Raw genomic sequence first — 20,056 nt, 5'->3', positions numbered from 1 at the left:
TGTGACTTATAGATAGAAAGGAAAGCCGATCAATGCCCCAGGTGGATCCCGAACTCTTCGATCGTGGCCAGTTCCAGGCAGAACTGGCCCTGAAGGCAAGCCCTATCGCCGCCTTCAAGAAGGCCATCCGCCAGGCCCGGGATGTGCTCGATGAGCGCTTTCGCAGTGGCCGGGATATCCGTCGGCTGATCGAGGACCGCGCCTGGTTCGTCGACAATATCCTGCAAAAGGCCTGGGAACAGTTCACCTGGAGTGAAGACGCCGACATCGCCCTGGTGGCGGTGGGCGGCTACGGTCGCGGCGAACTGCACCCCTACTCCGACATCGACCTGCTGATTCTACTGGACAGCGCCGACCACGAAATTTTCCGCGATTCCATCGAGCGTTTTCTGACGTTGTTGTGGGACATCGGCCTGGAAGTCGGGCAAAGCGTGCGCTCGGTGGATGAGTGCGCCCAGGAAGCCCGCGCCGACCTTACTGTGGTCACTAACCTGATGGAAAGCCGCACCATCAGCGGCCCCGAGCGCCTGCGCATACGCATGCTGGAAGTTACCAGCACCGAGCGCATGTGGCCGAGCAAGGACTTCTTCCTGGCCAAGCGTGCCGAGCAGAAAGCCCGTCATCACAAGTACAACGACACTGAATACAACCTGGAACCCAACGTCAAAGGCTCCCCTGGTGGCCTGCGGGATATCCAGACCATTTTGTGGGTGGCTCGTCGCCAGTACGGCACCCTGAACCTGCGCGCACTGGCCGGCGAAGGCTTCTTGGTGGAGAGCGAAAACGCTTTATTGGCCTCGTCCCAGGAGTTCCTGTGGAAGGTACGCTACGCCCTACACATGCTCGCGGGGCGCTCCGAAGACCGTCTGCTGTTCGATCACCAGCGCTCCATCGCCACCCTGCTGGGCTTTGAAGGCGAAGACGCCAAGACCAGCATCGAAAGCTTCATGCAGCAGTACTACCGGGTGGTCATGAGCATTGCCCAGCTCAGCGACCTGATCATTCAGCACTTCGAAGAAGTGATCCTCGCTCCGGAAGACGAAGCGCCGCCACAACCCATCAACGCCCGCTTCCAACTGCATGACGGTTACATCGAGGCCCGCAACGACAACGTGTTCAACCGCACGCCGTTCGCCATGCTGGAAATCTTCGTATTGATGGCCCAACAGCCGGAAATCAAAGGTGTACGCGCCGATACCATTCGTCTATTGCGGGAAAATCGTCACCTGATCGACGATAATTTCCGCAATGACATCCGCAACACCAGCCTGTTTATCGAACTGTTCAAGTGCAAATTCGGCATCCACCGCAACCTGCGCCGGATGAACCGCTACGGCATTCTCGGGCGCTACCTGCCGGAGTTCGGCTTTATCGTCGGGCAAATGCAGCACGACCTGTTCCATATCTATACGGTCGATGCCCACACCCTGAACCTGATCAAGCACCTGCGTAAGTTGCAGTACACCCAGGTATCAGAGAAATTCCCGCTGGCCAGCAAGCTTATGGCCAAGCTACCCAAGCCGGAACTGATCTACCTCGCCGGTCTGTATCACGACATCGGCAAGGGTCGTCACGGCGATCACTCGGAAATCGGCGCGGTGGACGCCAAGGCATTCTGCCAGCGCCACCAACTGCCGCTGTGGGATAGCAGCCTGATTGTCTGGCTGGTGCAAAACCACCTGGTGATGTCCACCACGGCCCAGCGCAAGGACTTGTCCGACCCGCAGGTGATCCATGACTTCGCCCAGGCCGTCGGTGACGAAACCCATCTCGATTACCTGTACGTGCTGACCGTCTCCGACATCAACGCCACCAACCCGACGCTGTGGAATTCCTGGCGCGCCAGCCTGTTGCGCCAGCTCTACACCGAGACCAAGCGCGCGCTACGTCGCGGCCTGGAGAATCCGGTGGACCGCGAAGAACAGATCCGGCGCACCCAAAGTGCCGCCCTGGACATCCTGGTGCGCGGCGGCAACGACCCAGACGATGTCGAGCAACTCTGGTCGCAACTGGGTGACGACTACTTCCTGCGCCACACTGCTGGCGACGTGGCCTGGCACAGCGACGCGATCCTGCAGCAACCGGCCGATGGCGGCCCACTGGTGCTGATCAAGGAAACCACCCAGCGCGAGTTCGAAGGCGGCACGCAAATCTTCATCTATGCACCGGACCAGCATGACTTCTTCGCCGTGACCGTGGCGGCGATGGACCAGCTCAACCTGAACATTCACGACGCTCGGGTCATCACCTCCAGCAGCCAGTTCACCCTCGACACCTACATCGTGCTCGACACCGAAGGTGAGTCCATCGGCGACAACCCGGTGCGGGTAAAAAAGATTCGCGAAGGCCTCACCGAAGCACTGCGCAACCCTGACGATTACCCGACCATCATCCAGCGTCGGGTGCCGCGCCAACTCAAACACTTCGCCTTTGCACCCCAGGTGACCATCCACAACGACGCCCAGCGCCCGGTGACGGTACTGGAACTCAGCGCCCCGGATCGCCCGGGCCTGCTCGCGCGGATCGGCACGATTTTCCTGGAGTTCGACCTGTCGTTGCAAAACGCCAAGATTGCGACCCTGGGCGAACGAGTGGAAGACGTGTTCTTTATTACCGATGCTGACAATCAGCCTCTTTCCGACCCTGAACTTTGCCGTCGCTTGCAGGATGCAATCGTCGAGCAGTTAAGCGTGAGCCAGGAGGAACCTGGGGTTGAGTTGTCGCGATTGAGTATTTGACTGACGGGGGCGATCTCACTGCCTCCTCTTATCCAGCGTTCACCGCCTTGCACGAGATCCACCGATGAACAACGCCCTGAACCAGTTGCAGCCCTATCCGTTCGAGAAATTGCGCGCCCTGCTGGGGAGCGTCACGCCGAACCCGGACAAACGCCCGATTGCCCTGTCCATCGGCGAACCCAAGCACAAATCCCCGACGTTCGTCGCCGAGGCCCTGGCCAACAACCTCGATCAGATGGCGGTGTACCCGAGTACCCTGGGCATTGCGGCGTTACGCGAAGCCATTGGCACCTGGTGCGAACGCCGCTTCAGCGTACCCGAGGGCTGGCTGGACCCTGCGCGCAACATCCTGCCCGTCAACGGTACCCGTGAAGCGCTGTTCGCCTTCACCCAGACCGTGGTCAACCGGGGCGACGACGCGCTGGTGGTCAGCCCGAACCCGTTCTACCAAATCTACGAAGGTGCAGCGTTTCTCGCCGGGGCCAAGCCACATTACCTGCCGTGCCTGGTCGAAAACGGCTTCAACCCTGATTTCGATGCGGTCTCGGCCGACGTCTGGAAACGCTGCCAGATTCTGTTCCTATGCTCGCCAGGCAATCCGACCGGCGCCTTGATTACGGTCGACACCCTGAAAAAACTGATCGCCCTGGCCGACGAGTACGACTTCGTGATCGCCGCCGACGAGTGCTACAGCGAGCTGTACTTCGACGAACAAACCCCGCCGCCGGGCCTGCTCAGTGCCTGCGTCGAACTGGGCCGCCAGGATTTCAAACGCTGCGTGGTGTTCCACAGCCTGTCCAAGCGTTCCAACCTGCCGGGCTTGCGCTCAGGCTTTGTCGCCGGTGACGCCGAAATCCTCAAAGCCTTCCTGCTGTACCGCACCTACCACGGCTGCGCGATGCCGGTACAAACCCAGTTGGCGAGCATTGCCGCCTGGCAGGATGAGGCCCATGTGCAAGCCAACCGCGACCTGTACCGGGAAAAGTTCGCCGCTGTGCTGGCTATTCTCAAGCCGGTGCTGGACGTGCAAAACCCGGATGGCGGTTTCTACCTGTGGCCAAATATCGAAGGCGATGATGCGGCCTTCTGCCGGGATTTGTTCGTGGAAGAACATGTGACCGTGGTGCCAGGTTCTTACCTGTCCCGGGAAGTCGACGGTTTCAACCCCGGCGCCGGGCGCGTGCGCATGGCGCTGGTTGCGCCACTGGCCGAGTGCGTGGAAGCGGCGGAGCGGATTCGCGACTTTATCCAGCGTCGTCGGTAAGACTCGATATCCGGGTCATTTGATATGGCCCAGATTCGCCTCACTCATATCCAGGTCCGCCAACACCTCCCGCAGTACGTCATCACCAACCTGGTGATGGCGACTCAGGCTATATAACTCCAGGCGCTGTGCCCGCAAGGCCTTGAGTCGCAACTTACGCTCCAGTTGATCCATGTGTAACGCCAGGGCCTGGGCTTCGGCCGAGTCGTTGAACACTTCCAGTTGATGGCGATACTCCGACATGATCCGCGCCTTGAGCTCAGTGGCCAGCGCAGCCTGGGCGGCGTCCTGGGGCGCAGCTTCTGCTGCTTCCTCGGTCTCCAGGGCGTGAATCGCCGCTTCGGCGGTTTTCTTCCAGGCGTCACGCACCTCACCGCGACGCTTGTCATCCGGGCTCTTTTCGATACCCCTCAGCAACAACGGCAAGGCGATGCAAGCGGCGACCAGAGAAAGCAAAATCACCCCAGCAGCGATGAATATCAACAGGTCACGCTCCGGGAAGGCCACGCCGGGTGCCAGCAGCAACGGCACCGACATCACACCTGCCAGGGTCACCGCCCCACGCACTCCGCCCACCGTCAACAGCCAGCAGGAACGGGCTTTCGGCACCAACGTCAGTTCGCTTTTACCCCGCAAGCGCCGTAGCAATCCCGACAGTCGCCAGATGCTTTGCACCCAGATAAACCGCAGCACCAGCAACACCAGAAAAATCGCGATCACGTCCAGGCAGCGATACAGTAAGGTCGGCCACAAGGTAGCTTCGTGGCTGGTTACCGCCTTGATGATGTCCGGCAGTTGCAGGCCCAGCAACAGGAAGATCAGGCCGTTAAAGGCAAACTCCAGCAGCGACCAGACGCTGCGATTGAGCAAACGCGTGCTGGTCTGACGCGGCAGCAAGTCCAGCCAGCTCTGCATCATCCCGGCCGCCACCGCCGACAAAATCCCCGAAGCGCCCAAACGCTCAGCCAATACATAGGCGGCAAATGGCAGCAGCAACATGAACACCACGTGGGTTGCCGGATCGTCCCAGCCTCGGGCAACCATCCAGGCCCGCAGGCGGCCCACCAGCCAGCTCAAGGCCACACCAATGGCCAGCCCGCCAAGCGCCACCAGCACGAATGTCAGGCTGGCATTGGCCAAGGAGAACACACCGGTCACCGCCGCCACCAGGGCAAACTTGAAGGTCACCAGGCCCGATGCATCGTTCATCAGCGCTTCGCCCTGAAGCATGTGCATCAAGGGTGTTGGCAAGCGATTCTGGGAAATAGCCGATACCGCCACGGCATCTGTCGGCGACAACACCGCCGCGAGGGCGAAGGCCACCGGCAAGGGGATGGTCGGCAGCAGCCAATGGATGAAATACCCAGCGCCCACCACCGTGAACAGCACCAACCCCACTGCAAGCGTCAGGATCGGCCCGCGCAGGCGCCACAATTCGCGCTTGGGCATACGCCAGCCATCCGAGAACAGCAGCGGCGGTAAAAACAGGAAAAGAAACAATTCCGGGTCCAATGCCACGTGCAGCCCCAGGGTCGGCCAGGCGAGCAGAGCCCCGGCGGCGATCTGCACCAGCGGCAACGGCAGCGGGATCACACGCCCGACAAGACGCGAAACACTGACCAGCATCAGCAGAATAAGGACGGTGTAAGCAGTTTGCATAACGCGAAATTCCCAGCCAATCGATTTACTACGACACACATCAGGCAACGCGTCGCCGTTGAAGTGCCATATTAGCTGCTTATGCTGCCGACGGGCCGTTGAACAAAAGTCGCACACCCTGACACGAGGTGGTGACGAGCGGCACCGAAATGCTCTGGCCGTGGCATAATCCGTGACCTTTCGTTTCCAGCAGCCCAAAGGGGGGCAATTCCTTGACCGATTCAAGTAAAACGTTGCACCTTTTCGGCATCAAAGCCTGCGACACCATGAAAAAGGCGCGCACCTGGCTCGATGAACACGCTGTCAGCTATGAGTTTCATGACTACAAAACGGCCGGTATCGACCGCGAACACTTGACCCAATGGTGCAATGAGCACGGTTGGCAGGTGGTTTTGAACCGTGCAGGCACTACCTTTCGCAAACTCGAAGACGAACGCAAAGCCGATCTCGACCAGGCGAAAGCGATTGAACTGATGCTCGCACAACCCTCGATGATCAAGCGCCCGGTGCTTGATCTGGGTGACAGAACCCTGATTGGCTTCAAGCCAGATGTTTATTCGGCGGCCCTCAAGTAGGCCAGCCCATACCAATTGTGTAGAGGTAACAGCATGTCCAATTCCCTGTTCAGCCTAGGCTTCGGCGTCGGCACTCAGAACCGCCAAGGTGCTTGGCTGGAAGTGTTTTACGCACAGCCAGTGATCAATCCATCGGCAGAGATCCTTGCTGCTATCGCGCCGATCCTCGGTTACAGCGAAGGCAACCAGTCCATCGCCCTGAGTATCGCCCAGGCCTCACAACTGGCTGACGCACTGAAAAATGTAGATGCCACCCAAGCAGCCCTGCTGACTCGCCTGGCCGAAAGCCATAACCCGCTGGTCGCCACCCTGCTGGCCGAAGACGCGGCGCTGACCTCCACGCCTGAGGCCTACCTCAAGCTGCATTTGCTGTCTCATCGCCTGGTCAAGCCTCACGGCCTGAACCTGACTGGGGTTTTCCCGCTGCTGCCAAACGTGGCCTGGACCAGCCAGGGCGCCATCGACCAGTCGGAACTGGCCGGACGCCAACTGGAAGCGCGCCTGCGTGGCGAGCTGCTGGAAGTGTTCTCGGTGGACAAGTTCCCGAAAATGACCGACTACGTGGTGCCGAGCGGCGTGCGCATCGCTGACGCCGCGCGGATTCGCCTGGGCGCCTACATCGGCGAAGGCACCACCGTGATGCACGAAGGTTTCGTCAACTTCAACGCTGGCACTGAAGGCCCGGGCATGATCGAAGGCCGCGTGTCGGCTGGCGTGTTCGTCGGCAAGGGCTCGGACCTGGGCGGCGGTTGCTCCACCATGGGCACCCTGTCGGGCGGTGGCAACATCGTGATCAAGGTTGGCGAAGGCTGCCTGATCGGCGCCAACGCCGGTATTGGTATCCCGCTGGGCGACCGCAACACCGTGGAGTCAGGCCTGTACGTGACCGCCGGCACCAAGGTGGCGCTGCTCGACGAGCAGAACCAACTGGTCAAGGTGGTCAAGGCTCGCGAACTGGCGGGTCAACCTGACCTGCTGTTTCGCCGCAATTCCGAGACCGGTGCCGTGGAATGCAAAACCCACAAATCGGCCATCGAACTGAACGCAGCGCTGCACGCTCACAACTAAGCAGCGACTCGATGCCACTGGAGCAGGTCGTACCTTCGGGTACGGCTCGCTCATACGAGTCTTGAACACCATGCTTGTGCCCTCTCCCTGGCGCGCCGACTTTCCGGCCATCGCCACCCTGCAACGGCAAGGCCAGACCTACCTGGACAACGCCGCCACCACGCAAAAGCCTCAAGCCCTGCTGGACGCGACCATCCATTACTACGCCAATGGCGCAGCCAATGTGCACCGTGCCCAGCATTTGCCGGGCGCCCATGCGACCCAAGCCTTCGAGGACAGTCGCAGCAAGGTGGCGCAGTGGCTCAATGTTGGCGAGGATGGGCAAATCATCTTCACCCACGGCGCGACATCAGCGCTGAACCTCTTGGCTTACGGCCTTGAGCATCTTTTTACTCCTGGCGATGAGATTGTCATCAGCGCCCTGGAACACCACGCCAACCTGCTGCCCTGGCAGCAACTGGCCAAACGCCGCGAGCTTGATCTGGTGGTGCTACCCCTGGGCGATGATGGCTTGATCGACCTGCAAGCCGCCGCCCAATTAATCGGCCCGCGCACTCGACTGCTGGCGGTGAGCCAACTGTCCAATGTGCTTGGCACCTGGCAACCCTTGCCAGCGTTGTTGGCGATGGCCAAGGCTCAGGACGCGTTGACCGTGGTCGATGGCGCACAAGGCATCGTCCACGGCCGTCACGACGTCCAGGCCCTGGGCTGCGACTTCTATGTATTTTCCAGCCACAAACTCTACGGCCCGGATGGCGTCGGCGTGCTCTACAGCCGCAACGAAGCCTTACACCACCTGCGCCATTGGCAGTTTGGCGGCGAGATGGTGCAGCAGGCCGACTATCACAGTGCCAGCTTTCGCCCGGCTCCCCTGGGTTTTGAGGCGGGCACACCGCCGATTGCCGGGGTGATTGGCCTGGGGGCGACCCTGGATTACCTGAGTTCACTGGATCAGCAAGCGGTGACGGCTCACGAAGCAGCCCTTCATGACTACCTGCTGCGCGGCTTGCAGGCGCGTAATGGCGTACGGCTGCTGGGCCCACCGCAAGTGGCCTTGGCCAGCTTTGTGGTGGAGGGTGTGCATAACGCCGACCTCGCCCACCTGCTGACAGAACAAGGCATTGCCGTACGCGCGGGCCATCATTGCGCGATGCCGTTGCTCAAGCACATGGGGCTGTCGGGCGCGATCCGGGTTTCCCTGGCGCTGTACAACGATTCCGATGACCTGGAGCGCTTCTTCGAGGCGCTGGATCAGGCTTTGGACATGTTGCTATGAGTTTGCCAGCGCAGGCAGTGGCTGCTCTGGAAGCGTTTCAGGCAGTTGGCAGTTGGGAGCAACGTGCCCGACTGTTGATGCAATGGGGCGAGCGGCTACCGGCACTGCCTGATGCGGACAAGGTCGATGCCAACCTGGTGCAGGGCTGCGAAAGCCTGGTGTGGTTGGTGGGGCACTTGCAGGATGGGCATTGGCAGTTTTCCGCCAGCAGCGAAGCGCGGTTAATTCGTGGGCTGGTGGCGTTGCTGCTGGCTCGGGTTAACGGCTTGTCGGCGGTTGAATTGCAAGCTGTCGATCTGCCTGGCTGGTTTGAACAACTGGGCTTGTCGCGGCAGTTGTCGCCTTCGCGTAGTAATGGGTTGAATGCGGTGCTGCAGAGGATGCGGGCGCTGAGTTTGTACTCAGAAAACCGACCGTAATCTACGTAATCTTGACCCGATCAGAAGGCCTGCGCACCCCGGCCACAATCTTATCCACCGCCTTGGTCGCCGCCACCATGCCAAACGTCGCGGTCACCATCATCACCGCACCAAACCCACCAGCACAGTCCAGCTTCACCCCATCCCCAACAAAACTCTTCTGCAGGCAAATGCTGCCATCAGGCTTGGGATAACGCAGTTGCTCCGTAGAAAACACACACGGCACGCTGTAATGCCGGGTCACGGTGCGGGAAAAACCGTAATCGCGGCGCAAGGTCGAGCGCACTTTCGATGCCAATGGATCGTTGAACGTACGGTTCAAATCGCACACCTGAATCAACGTCGGATCAATCTGCCCGCCCGCGCCGCCGGTGGTGATGATCTGGATCTTGCGCCGCTTGCACCAGGCGATCAGCGCCGCCTTGGCGTTGACGCTGTCGATACAGTCGATCACGCAGTCGATGTTGGGGGTGATGTACTCGGCCATGGTCTCGCGGGTGACGAAATCCGCCACTGCATGCACGGTGCAATCCGGGTTGATCCCGCGCAGGCGCTCGGCCATGACCTCGACCTTGGCTTGACCCACGGTGCTGTCCAGCGCGTGCAACTGGCGGTTGCTGTTGCTGACGCAGACGTCGTCCAGGTCGAACAGCGAGATCTCGCCCACGCCGCAGCGGGCGATAGCTTCTGCCGCCCAGGAGCCGACACCGCCGACGCCGACAATGGCCACATGGGCCGCTTTCAAGCGTTCCAGGCCTTCAATGCCATACAAACGGGCGATGCCAGCAAACCGTGGATCTTCTGTACTCATGACCATTACCCCAAAAACCGGCGCGCATTATAGGGCTACGCAGCGACAAGTTTTAAGCTACAAGCTACAAGTTAAGAACTTAGATGAACTTTCGCTGCCCAATGTCCGGTTTTTCTCGGCTTGCTGTACGGTAAGTCGAAGGCCAGTGTAGGATGCGCGCCGTTCGGCGCAGGCCGACACCTCTTTTCGTTCCACACCCTTTGGAACCCGAAATAGCTATGTCATCGCGTAAATTTGGACTCAACCTGGTGGTGGTGCTGGCGATTGCCGCGCTGTTCAGCGGCTTCTGGGCGTTGATCAACCGCCCGGTCACTACCCCCAACTGGCCTGAACAGATCTCCGGTTTTTCCTACTCGCCATTCCAGCAAGGCCAGTACCCGCAGAAAGACCAGTACCCCACCGACGAACAAATGCGCCGTGATCTGGAGATCATGAGCAAACTGACGGACAACATCCGTACCTATTCGGTCGACGCCACCCTGGGGGATATTCCCAAACTGGCGGAAGAATTCGGCCTGCGGGTAACCCTGGGGATCTGGATCAGCCCGGACCTTGAGCGCAACGAGCGCGAGATCCTGCGCGCCATCGAGATCGCCAACAGCTCGCGCAGTGTCGTGCGGGTCGTGGTGGGCAACGAAGCCCTGTTCCGCAAGGAAATCACCCCCGAAGCACTGATCGTCCTGCTGGACCGGGTCCGCGCTGCCGTGAAAGTGCCGGTGACTACCTCCGAGCAGTGGCACATTTGGGAAGACAACCCGCAACTGGGCAAGCACGTCGACCTGATTGCCGCGCATATCCTGCCATACTGGGAGCATATCCCGGTGGATAAGGCCGGCCAGTTCGTACTCGACCGTGCACGGGATCTGAAGAAGACTTTCCCGAAAAAGCCGTTGTTGCTATCGGAGGTTGGCTGGCCGAGCAATGGCCGGATGCGTGGCGGTTCAGATGCGTCCCCTGCCGACCAGGCAATTTATCTGCGCACGCTGGTGAACAAACTCAACCGTCAGGGCTACAACTACTTTGTGATCGAAGCCTTCGATCAGCCGTGGAAGGCCAGTGATGAAGGTTCGGTGGGCGCCTATTGGGGTGTGTTCAACGCCGCGCGCCAGCAGAAATTCAACTTTGAAGGCCCCGTTGTGGCGATCCCGCAATGGCGCGTGCTGGCCATCGGGTCGGTGGTGTTGGCGCTGCTGTCCCTGACCCTGCTGATGATCGACGGCTCGGCCCTGCGCCAGCGCGGTCGTACCTTTCTGACCTTTATCGCGTTCCTGTGCGGGTCGGTGCTGGTGTGGATCGGCTACGACTACAGCCAGCAATACAGCACCTGGTTCAGTCTGACGGTGGGTTTCCTGCTGGCACTCGGCGCCCTGGGCGTGTTTATCGTGTTGCTGACCGAGGCCCATGAACTGGCGGAAGCGGTCTGGACCCACAAGCGTCGGCGTGAATTCCTGCCGGTGACCGGGGATTCGGACTACCGCCCGAAAGTCTCTATCCATGTGCCCTGCTACAACGAGCCACCGGAGATGGTCAAACAGACCCTCGACGCCCTGGCCGCCCTCGACTATCCGGACTACGAAGTCCTGATCATCGACAACAACACCAAGGACCCAGCTGTGTGGGAGCCGGTGCGCGACTACTGTGAAACCCTCGGCCCGCGCTTCAAGTTCTTCCATGTCTCGCCCCTGGCCGGTTTCAAGGGCGGCGCGCTGAACTACCTGATCCCGCATACCGCCAAGGACGCCGAAGTGATCGCGGTGATTGACTCGGACTACTGCGTCGACCCGAACTGGCTCAAGCACATGGTGCCGCACTTCGCCGACCCGAAAATCGCCGTGGTGCAATCGCCCCAGGATTATCGCGACCAGAACGAAAGTACCTTCAAGAAGCTCTGCTACGCCGAATATAAAGGCTTCTTCCATATCGGCATGGTCACGCGAAACGACCGTGACGCGATCATCCAGCACGGCACCATGACCATGACCCGCCGTTCGGTACTGGAGGAACTGGGCTGGGCCGACTGGTGCATCTGCGAGGATGCCGAGCTGGGCCTGCGAGTCTTTGAAAAAGGCCTGTCGGCGGCGTATTACCACGAAAGCTACGGCAAGGGCCTGATGCCCGATACCTTTATCGACTTCAAGAAACAGCGCTTTCGCTGGGCCTACGGGGCGATTCAGATCATCAAGCGGCACACCGCCAGCCTGTTGCGCGGCAAGGGCACCGAACTGACCCGTGGCCAGCGCTACCACTTCCTCGCGGGCTGGTTGCCGTGGGTGGCAGACGGCATGAACATCTTCTTCACCGTCGGCGCCCTGTTGTGGTCGGCAGCGATGATCATCGTGCCGACGCGGGTCGACCCGCCACTGCTGATCTTCGCGATCCCGCCGTTGGCGCTGTTCGTGTTCAAGGTCGGCAAGATCATCTTCCTCTACCGTCGCGCCGTTGGCGTGAACCTCAAGGATGCGTTCTGCGCAGCGCTGGCCGGGTTGGCGTTGTCCCACACCATCGCCAAGGCGGTGCTGTACGGCTTTTTCACCACCAGTATTCCGTTCTTTCGCACACCGAAAAACGCCGATAACCACGGTTTCTGGGTAGCTATTTCTGAAGCCCGGGAAGAATTGTTCATCATGCTGCTGTTGTGGGGCGCGGCGCTGGGGATCTACCTGGTGCAGGGCCTGCCGAGTAATGACATGCGCTTCTGGGTGGTGATGCTGCTGGTGCAGTCGTTACCTTACCTGGCGGCGTTGATCATGGCGTTCCTGTCTTCGCTGCCGAAACCGGCCGCGGCGCCTGAACCTGTGCCAGCTTCGTAAAATCTTGTGCAATGCACTAAACGGCGGCCTCTGGCCGCCGTTTTGCTTTAAGATATCCGCCATTTTGCGCGCCTTGCCTGCTCATCTATAAAAGCTTCCGGAGTTCCCCATGACGGCCCACGCCGACCTTTCGCCGACCCTCCAACTCGCTATCGACCTGATCCGTCGCCCGTCGGTGACGCCAATCGATGCCGATTGCCAGAAGCTGATGATGCAGCGCCTGGGCGACGCCGGTTTCCAGCTTGAGCCGATGCGCATCGAGGATGTGGATAACTTCTGGGCCACCCACGGTAAGCATGAAGGCCCGGTGCTGTGCTTTGCAGGTCACACCGACGTGGTGCCCACCGGTCCGGTGCAAGCCTGGCAGAACGATCCGTTCGACGCGTTGATCGACGAAAACGGCATGCTCTGCGGCCGTGGCGCGGCGGACATGAAAGGTAGCCTGGCAGCCATGCTGGTGGCCGCCGAGCGCTTTGTCAGCGACTACCCGGACCACAAGGGTTCGGTGGCTTTCCTGATCACCAGCGATGAAGAAGGCCCGGCGCACCACGGCACCAAGGCCGTGATCGAGCGCCTGGCGGCCCGCAAGGAGCGCCTGGACTGGTGCATCGTTGGCGAACCGTCGAGCACCACGCTGGTGGGCGATGTAGTGAAGAACGGTCGTCGCGGCTCGCTCGGCGCCACCCTGACTGTACGCGGCGTGCAAGGCCATGTGGCCTACCCGCATCTGGCGAAGAATCCAATCCACCTGGCCGCTGCGGCTCTGGCTGAACTGGCCGCAGAGCATTGGGACGATGGCAACACCTTCTTCCCGCCGACCAGCTTCCAGATTTCCAACCTCAATTCCGGCACCGGCGCGACCAACGTGATCCCCGGTAATCTAGTAGCGGTGTTCAACTTCCGCTTCTCCACCGAGTCGACGGTCGAAGGCCTGCAACAACGAGTCGCGGTGATTCTCGACAAGCATGGCCTGGACTGGCATGTGGAGTGGGCGCTGTCGGGCCTGCCGTTCCTTACCGAACCGGGCGCGCTGCTCGACGCCGTCTCGGCCAGCATCAAGGCGATTACCGGTCGCGAGACCAAGGCCTCCACCAGCGGCGGCACGTCTGACGGGCGCTTCATCGCGACCCTCGGCACCCAGGTGGTTGAGCTGGGCCCGGTCAACGCAACAATCCATCAGGTCAACGAGCGCATCCTCGCCAGCGACCTCGATGTGCTGACCGAAATCTATTACCAAACCCTGATTAAGTTGCTCGCCTGATGCTCGCTTGCCCCATTTGCAGCGCACCGCTGAACGCGGTGGACAATGGCGTGGCCTGCCCGGTCGGGCACCGCTTCGACCGGGCGCGCCAGGGTTATCTGAACCTGTTGCCGGTACAGCACAAGAACAGCCGTGACCCGGGCGACAACCTGGCCATGGTTGAAGCACGCCGCGATTTTCTCAACGCGGGCCATTACGCGCCAGTGGCCAAGCGCCTGGCCGAACTGGCCGCTGAGCAATCGCCCCAGCGCTGGCTGGACATCGGTTGTGGCGAGGGTTATTACACCGCGCAAATCGCCGATGCCCTGCCCCGCGCCGAGGGTTATGCCCTGGATATTTCCCGGGAGGCGGTCAAACGCGCCTGTAAACGCAACCCAGCGCTGACTTGGTTGATCGCCAGCATGGCCCGGGTGCCGCTGGCCGATGCCAGCTGCCAGTTTCTCGCCAGTGTATTCAGCCCGCTGGATTGGCTAGAAGCCAAGCGCCTGCTCAGCCCTGGCGGCGGCCTGATGAAAGTCGGCCCTACCAGCGGCCACCTGATGGAGCTGCGCGAACGCCTGTACGACGAAGTACGCGAGTACACCGACGACAAGCACTTGGCGCTGGTGCCGCAAGGCATGAGCTTGCAACACAGCGAAACCCTGGAGTTCAAGCTTAGCCTGGCGGACCCCAAGGACCGCGCCAACCTGCTGGCCATGACGCCCCACGGCTGGCGTGCTAGCGCCGAGCGCCGGGCCCAGGTGATTGAGCACCCTGAACCGCTGCTGGTCACCGTGTCGATGCGTTACGACTATTTCGTGCTTCAATAACCCCCTATTTGGGCTTTCGAGCCCGTCCTGAATCCGCGAATGGATTTTCGAAACCCGCAGTGAGGAACATCCATGCGCCAACCCGATATCGAGATTTACCTCAAGGACGCCGACGTCGACTACAAGGCCATTGCCTCCTGGCTCGGCGAAGCCCTGGGGCCATGCACCGACTGGGTCCAGAAAGGCCAGACTTACAAATGCAAGGCCGGCAGCGTACCTGTTACATGGCTGCCGAAGGCCGTAGGCAAGTGGAACAGCCTGCACCTGGAAAGCGACCAGACGCCGTGGGAAGACGACATCGCCTGCGCCCGTGCAGCCTTTGCCGCGCTCAACGGCGAAGTACGTTGCGCGCCGGGAAGCTGGGTTGAGGAAGAAGGCGAAGAAACCGCCGACCGCTGGATGCGGATCAGCGTGGATGGTGAAGAAGAGATCATCTGGAAAACAGCCTGATCCTGAAGGAGCGAGCTTGCTCGCGATGGCCTTAAGGGCACCGCGTTCATTCAGGATGCACGCGTTATCGTTAACGACTATCGCGAGCAAGCCCGCTCCTGCACAAGCATGGCCTTACAGGCCGACCACATCCTCCGCCTGCAAGCCCTTCTCGCCGGTCACCACGGCGTACTCCACCTGCTGGCCCTCGGCCAGGGAACGATGCCCGTCACCACGAATGGCGCGGTAGTGTACAAACACATCCTTGCCGTCTTCACGCTGGATAAAGCCGTAGCCCTTGGCGTCGTTGAACCACTTCACATTGCCTGTCTCGCGCGTTGCCATCTGTTTGCCCCCACCTGCTTTTATTGTTGAGTTTTATGGTTGAGTCAGTCGCATTGAACTGCCGAGTATATGACAGGCTCAAGAACTCTCAACTCAAGTTTACATCGGCGCTTTTTTGCCGATTTTCGATGAATACGGCACACTAGCGGCCCGAGCATCTGCTCGGTTTTTTCCACTCAAAGCAGCACACCTATGACCCGCTCCCCGTTCCGCCGTCTGGTATTTGGCACCTTGCGCCGACTGTTGTACCTCTGGGTTCGCTCGGAGACGATCAACCAGTCGTCCCTCACCCTGAACCTGGACCGCAGCCGACCGGTGTTTTACGTCCTGCAATCGCCCTCACTCACCGAATTGGCCGTGGTCGATACCGAGTGCACCAAGGCCGGCCTGCCGCGCCCGGTGCTGCCGGTGTCGGTCGGCTCTTTGCTGGAGCCAGCGGCGTTCTTCTACCTGACGCCCGACCCGGATTGGCTTGGCCGTCAGGACAAGCGCGGCGCGCCGCCCACCCTGACCCGCTTGGTCAGTACCCTTGCCGAACACGCCGAAGAAAATGCGCAGATCATTCCGGTCAGCGTGTTCTGGGGCCAGTCGCCGGCAAGCGAGTCGAGCCCCTGGAAACTGCTGTTTGCCGACAGCTGGGCCGTTACCGGCCGCCTGCGCCGACTGCTGAGCATCCTGATCCTCGGCCGCAAGACCCGAGTGCAATTCTCTGCGCCAATTAATCTGCGCGAATTGATCGAGCACAATAAAGGCCACGAACGCACCGTGCGCATGGCCCAACGTATCCTGCGGGTGCATTTTCGTAACCTGAAAACCGCGGTGATCGGCCCCGACCTGTCTCACCGACGCAACCTGGTGAAAGGTCTGGTCAACATGCCACTGGTGCGCCAGGCGATCCTCGACGAGGCCGAACGGGAAAAGATCACCCCGGAAAAGGCCAAGGCCCAGGCCCTGCGCTATGGCAACGAAATCGCCTCGGACTACACCTACACCGCCATCCGGTTCATGGAAGTGGTGCTGAGCTGGTTCTGGAACAAGATCTACGACGGTGTGAAGGTCAATAACATCGATGGTGTGCAAAAGGTCGCCCAGGGTTACGAAATCATCTACGTGCCATGTCACCGCAGCCATATCGACTATCTGCTGTTGTCGTACCTGCTGTTCAAGAACGGCCTGACCCCGCCGCACATCGCCGCGGGGATCAACCTGAACATGCCGCTGATCGGCAGCCTGTTGCGCCGCGGCGGGGCGTTTTTCATGCGCCGCACCTTCAAGGGCAACCCGCTGTACACCTCGGTGTTCAACGAATACCTGCACACCCTGTTCACCAAGGGCTTCCCGGTGGAGTACTTCGTCGAAGGCGGACGCTCCCGCACCGGGCGCATGCTGCAACCAAAAACCGGGATGCTGGCAATTACCCTGCGCAGTTTCCTGCGCTCCTCGCGCATGCCCATCGTGTTTGTGCCGGTGTACATCGGTTACGAACGGGTGCTGGAAGGCCGCACCTACCTCGGCGAACTGCGCGGCGCGACTAAAAAGAAAGAGTCGATTTTCGATATATTCAAGGTTCTCGGTGCCCTCAAGCAGCGCTTTGGCCAAGTTGCGGTCAACTTCGGCGAACCGATCAAACTGGCTGAGTTCCTTGATCAGGAACAACCCGACTGGCGCGCCCAGGAACTGGGCCCGAACTACAAGCCCGCCTGGCTTAACGAAACCACCAACCGACTCGGCGAGCGGGTGGCGCGGCACTTGAACGAAGCCGCAGCGATCAATCCGGTGAACCTGGTGGCCTTGGCGCTGCTGTCCACCACCCGCCTGGCCCTGGACGATCAGGCCATGGCGCGGATGCTGGACCTGTATCTTGCGCTGCTGCGCCGGGTGCCCTACTCGCCCCACACCACCTTGCCCGAAGGCGATGGCCAGGCGCTGATCAAGCACGTCAAGGACATGGACCTGCTCTCGGAGCAGAGCGATGCCCTGGGCAAGATTCTTTACCTGGACGAGCAAAATGCCGTCCTGATGACCTACTACCGCAACAACGTGCTGCACATCTTCGCCCTGCCTGCGCTGCTGGCCAGTTTCTTCCAGAGCAGCTCGCGGATGAGCCGCGAACAGATCCTGCGCTACACCCGCGCACTCTATCCGTACCTGCAATCGGAGCTGTTTATCCGCTGGTCCCTTGAAGAGTTGGACGCGGTGGTCGATCAGTGGCTCGAAGCGTTCGTCGAACAAGGCCTGCTGCGCTTCGAGAACGACGTCTACCTGCGCCCGGCACCGAGCTCGCGGAACTTTGTGCTGCTGACCCTGCTGTCCAAGAGCATTGCCCAGACTCTGCAACGCTTCTACATGGCCATCTCGCTGTTGCTCAACAGTGGCCAGAACAGCATCAGCGCCGAAGAACTGGAAGACCTCTGCACCGTCATGGCTCAGCGCCTGTCGATCCTCCATGGTCTCAACGCCCCGGAGTTCTTCGACAAGAGCCTTTTCCGACATTTCATCCAGACGCTTCTGAAGCAGGATGTGCTGCGCCGCGACGAAGCCGGCAAGCTGAGTTATCACCCGCTGCTGGGCGAACTGGCCGAAGGCGCGGCCAAGCGCGTGTTGCCGGCGGAGATTCGCCTGTCAATTCGCCAGGTAGCGTTGCATCGCAGTGATGAGGCGGCTGACAAGCCCGTCGAACCTGAAGAAACCCGCTAGGTTTAATGAGGCGCCAGGGTGTTTCTGGCGCCACTGACAAGGAGTTCCACCATGAAAAAAATCATCCTCCTGGGCCTGACTGCCCTTCTGGGAGCCTGCCAAACCATGCACCCCGCTCCCAAGGCCAGCCTCGACGGTGAAGTGTTCTACCTACAACGCATCGCTTTGCCACCCAGCGCCACCTTGAGTGTCAGCCTGCTGGACGTGTCCCTGGCCGATGCACCATCGGTGACCCTGGCCGAGCAGAAAGGCCCGGTCAACGGCCAGGTGCCCCTGCCGTTTCACTTGAGCTACGACCCAGCCCAGGTCAAGCCTGGCCACAGTTACTCGGTCAGTGCTCGCATCGAACTGGATGGCAAGCTACTGTTTATCACCACCGAACGGCATTCGGTGCAGTTGAACGGCCAGGACCCACAGCCGTTGCGCCTGCGCGTCGATGCCGTCGCCCACTGATTGAATCGAATAGAAGGAAGTGCTCATGCTCCGTAACTCCCTGCGCCTCACCGCCCTGTGTGCCGGCCTGCTGCTCGGCGCCAACGCCATGGCCCTGTCCTTGGGCGACCTGTCCCAGGGCGACGCCACCGGCGGCCTCAAGGATGCTCTGACCCAGGGCGCGCAGATTGCCGTCAAGCAACTGGGTGCGCCCGGTGGTTTCAGCAATAATCCCGAGGTAAAAATCGGCTTGCCAGGCAAGTTGGACAAAGCCGCCGGTGCGCTGAAAATGCTCGGCATGGGCGACCAACTCACGCAACTTGAAACCAGCATGAATAAGGCGGCCGAATCAGCCGTGACACAGGCCCAGCCTATTCTGGTGAATGCTGTGAAAAACATGAGCGTGAGCGATGCCAAGGGCATCCTCAGCGGCGGCCAGGATTCAGCCACCCAGTACCTGGACAAAAGTAGCCGCGAGCAGATCCGCGCCAAGTTCCTGCCCATCGTCAAGCAATCCACTGACAAGGTCGGCGTAGCTCAGCAGTACAACGCCCTCGCCAAAAAAGCCCCAATGGGCTTGCTCGGCGACAAGAGCGCCAGCATCGAAAACTACGTGACCGAGCAAGCCCTGGACGGGTTGTTCAAGATGATTGCCCAGCAGGAAGAAACCATTCGCCAGAATCCGGCGGCGGCGGCCACCAGCTTGGCCAAGAAGGTGTTCGGGGCGCTGTAACCAAACAGCAAAAAGAACACTTCAATCAAAAAACAGAGCATAAATACAAACGCCCCGAATATTCGGGGCGTTTGTGTAAGTGAGCAATGGTTCCTTCCTTCAGTGATCTCCTTCCTGCAAACCTGAGAGCCCGTTGTCAGTGAATAACCGAATCAGCCAGCCGTCCAATCATGATGGAGGCAAAACAACAGATGGCAACGGACGTCGCCCGGTTGATCTTCAGGGGCGTCAACCACGTTTGCTGCAGGCCTTCGAATCGCGCACCCAATAATATCCAGGCAAAACCTACCGGAATGATCACCAACACGAGGGTCGCCATAAAGGCCAGGTAGCCTTGCAGCTCGGCGAATGCATTAATCGGCGCTATAAACGAAACGATCAGCAAGCCTTTCGGATTCATGACCGTAAGCAAAAAGAAATACAGCCCACCAAAGCGGTCACCTGTCGGGGCAGTGACGCTGTTTTTGCGCTGCCACAACTTATAGGACAGATACAGCAAATAACAGGCTGCGCCCAACTGTGTGGCCCGCATGGCCCAAGGCGAATACGCCGAAATATAGAGTAACGCTGCGCCCCACAGCGAGACCTGAAGCAGATAGGCCAGGCACTCGACAAAGGCGAGCCGCCAAGAAGCACCGAAGCCAAACAACACACCTGCACGAAATAACAGGGTATTAGTTGGCCCAGGCGCCAGCAGCAACAACATTAGGGCAGAAACGGTAGCCAGCAT

General features: G+C 60.3%; 17 protein-coding genes. 13 read left to right on the top strand and 4 right to left on the bottom strand.

The genetic code is table 11. The features are described from left to right. Positions 1-32: 32 nt before the first annotated feature. Together FQ182_RS18935 and dapC are read left to right on the top strand one after the other, a co-directional pair. Positions 33-2,738, top strand: coding sequence for a [protein-PII] uridylyltransferase (locus FQ182_RS18935; RefSeq protein WP_149412992.1), 2,706 nt, complete (start codon positions 33-35; stop codon positions 2,736-2,738). A 64-nt stretch (positions 2,739-2,802) separates the two neighbouring features. Further along, positions 2,803-4,002 carry a succinyldiaminopimelate transaminase gene (gene dapC / locus FQ182_RS18930; protein WP_149412991.1) on the top strand — a complete coding sequence of 400 codons (1,200 nt, stop codon included), beginning with the start codon at positions 2,803-2,805 and terminating at the stop codon, positions 4,000-4,002. Positions 4,003-4,017: 15 nt separating this feature from the next. Here the strand turns inward: dapC and FQ182_RS18925 are convergent, their stop codons facing one another. Next, positions 4,018-5,661: a Na+/H+ antiporter gene (locus FQ182_RS18925; RefSeq protein ID WP_149412990.1), complete on the bottom strand. Its 1,644-nt coding sequence runs from the start codon at positions 5,659-5,661 to the stop codon at positions 4,018-4,020. Positions 5,662-5,873: 212 nt separating this feature from the next. Between FQ182_RS18925 and FQ182_RS18920 the strand changes: the two genes are divergently transcribed. From FQ182_RS18920 to FQ182_RS18905, 4 genes are all read left to right on the top strand, one after another. Next, positions 5,874-6,236, top strand: a complete 363-nt coding sequence (locus FQ182_RS18920) for an ArsC family reductase (RefSeq protein ID WP_149412989.1) — start codon at positions 5,874-5,876, stop codon at positions 6,234-6,236. Between the two features lie 33 nt (positions 6,237-6,269). After that, the gene (gene dapD / locus FQ182_RS18915) at positions 6,270-7,304 is read left to right on the top strand and encodes a 2,3,4,5-tetrahydropyridine-2,6-dicarboxylate N-succinyltransferase (protein WP_149412988.1); all 1,035 of its coding nucleotides are present in this window, start codon (positions 6,270-6,272) and stop codon (positions 7,302-7,304) included. A 70-nt stretch (positions 7,305-7,374) separates the two neighbouring features. Continuing rightward, positions 7,375-8,580: an aminotransferase class V-fold PLP-dependent enzyme gene (locus tag FQ182_RS18910; RefSeq protein WP_149412987.1), complete on the top strand. Its 1,206-nt coding sequence runs from the start codon at positions 7,375-7,377 to the stop codon at positions 8,578-8,580. Then, complete coding sequence (locus FQ182_RS18905; protein ID WP_149412986.1) at positions 8,577-8,999, top strand: SufE family protein; 423 nt, start codon at positions 8,577-8,579, stop codon at positions 8,997-8,999. Before FQ182_RS18910 ends, FQ182_RS18905 begins: the two co-directional genes overlap by 4 nt. A gap of 1 nt (position 9,000) precedes the next feature. Here the strand turns inward: FQ182_RS18905 and tcdA are convergent, their stop codons facing one another. Next, entirely contained in the window at positions 9,001-9,810 is an 810-nt protein-coding gene (gene tcdA / locus FQ182_RS18900) for a tRNA cyclic N6-threonylcarbamoyladenosine(37) synthase TcdA (protein ID WP_178114484.1), read from the bottom strand. Between the two features lie 218 nt (positions 9,811-10,028). On the opposite strand from tcdA, the gene FQ182_RS18895 reads away from it, so the two are divergent. The 4 genes from FQ182_RS18895 to FQ182_RS18880 all read left to right on the top strand — a co-directional run bounded on the left by FQ182_RS18895 (position 10,029) and on the right by FQ182_RS18880 (position 15,140). Further along, on the top strand, positions 10,029-12,620 hold the full coding sequence (locus FQ182_RS18895) for a glycosyltransferase (protein ID WP_149412984.1): 2,592 nt from the start codon (positions 10,029-10,031) through the stop codon (positions 12,618-12,620). A gap of 109 nt (positions 12,621-12,729) precedes the next feature. Then, on the top strand, positions 12,730-13,881 hold the full coding sequence (gene dapE, locus FQ182_RS18890; RefSeq protein WP_149412983.1) for a succinyl-diaminopimelate desuccinylase: 1,152 nt from the start codon (positions 12,730-12,732) through the stop codon (positions 13,879-13,881). Further along, positions 13,881-14,690 (top strand): putative RNA methyltransferase, encoded by an 810-nt coding sequence (locus FQ182_RS18885; protein WP_149412982.1) that lies wholly within the window; start codon positions 13,881-13,883, stop codon positions 14,688-14,690. Before dapE ends, FQ182_RS18885 begins: the two co-directional genes overlap by 1 nt. A 72-nt stretch (positions 14,691-14,762) precedes the next feature. Then, entirely contained in the window at positions 14,763-15,140 is a 378-nt protein-coding gene (locus tag FQ182_RS18880) for a hypothetical protein (RefSeq protein ID WP_149412981.1), read from the top strand. Between the two features lie 114 nt (positions 15,141-15,254). Here the strand turns inward: FQ182_RS18880 and FQ182_RS18870 are convergent, their stop codons facing one another. Next, positions 15,255-15,464 carry a cold-shock protein gene (locus FQ182_RS18870; protein WP_032891681.1) on the bottom strand — a complete coding sequence of 70 codons (210 nt, stop codon included), beginning with the start codon at positions 15,462-15,464 and terminating at the stop codon, positions 15,255-15,257. A gap of 192 nt (positions 15,465-15,656) precedes the next feature. On the opposite strand from FQ182_RS18870, the gene plsB reads away from it, so the two are divergent. The 3 genes from plsB to FQ182_RS18855 are packed head-to-tail and all read left to right on the top strand — an operon-like array spanning position 15,657 to position 19,326. After that, complete coding sequence (plsB, locus tag FQ182_RS18865) at positions 15,657-18,161, top strand: glycerol-3-phosphate 1-O-acyltransferase PlsB (RefSeq protein ID WP_149412980.1); 2,505 nt, start codon at positions 15,657-15,659, stop codon at positions 18,159-18,161. A 51-nt stretch (positions 18,162-18,212) separates the two neighbouring features. Continuing rightward, entirely contained in the window at positions 18,213-18,614 is a 402-nt protein-coding gene (locus tag FQ182_RS18860; RefSeq protein ID WP_149412979.1) for a YbaY family lipoprotein, read from the top strand. A 25-nt stretch (positions 18,615-18,639) separates the two neighbouring features. Further along, positions 18,640-19,326, top strand: a complete 687-nt coding sequence (locus FQ182_RS18855; RefSeq protein ID WP_133102187.1) for a DUF4197 domain-containing protein — start codon at positions 18,640-18,642, stop codon at positions 19,324-19,326. 136 nt (positions 19,327-19,462) lie between these two features. Here the strand turns inward: FQ182_RS18855 and FQ182_RS18850 are convergent, their stop codons facing one another. After that, positions 19,463-20,056: a LysE family translocator gene (locus FQ182_RS18850; protein ID WP_149412978.1), complete on the bottom strand. Its 594-nt coding sequence runs from the start codon at positions 20,054-20,056 to the stop codon at positions 19,463-19,465.

Origin of the sequence: Pseudomonas sp. ANT_H4, from assembly GCF_008369295.1 — a bacterium.
Taxonomy (GTDB): Bacteria; Pseudomonadota; Gammaproteobacteria; order Pseudomonadales; family Pseudomonadaceae; genus Aquipseudomonas.
This window is presented reverse-complemented; position numbering and strand designations above follow the sequence as displayed.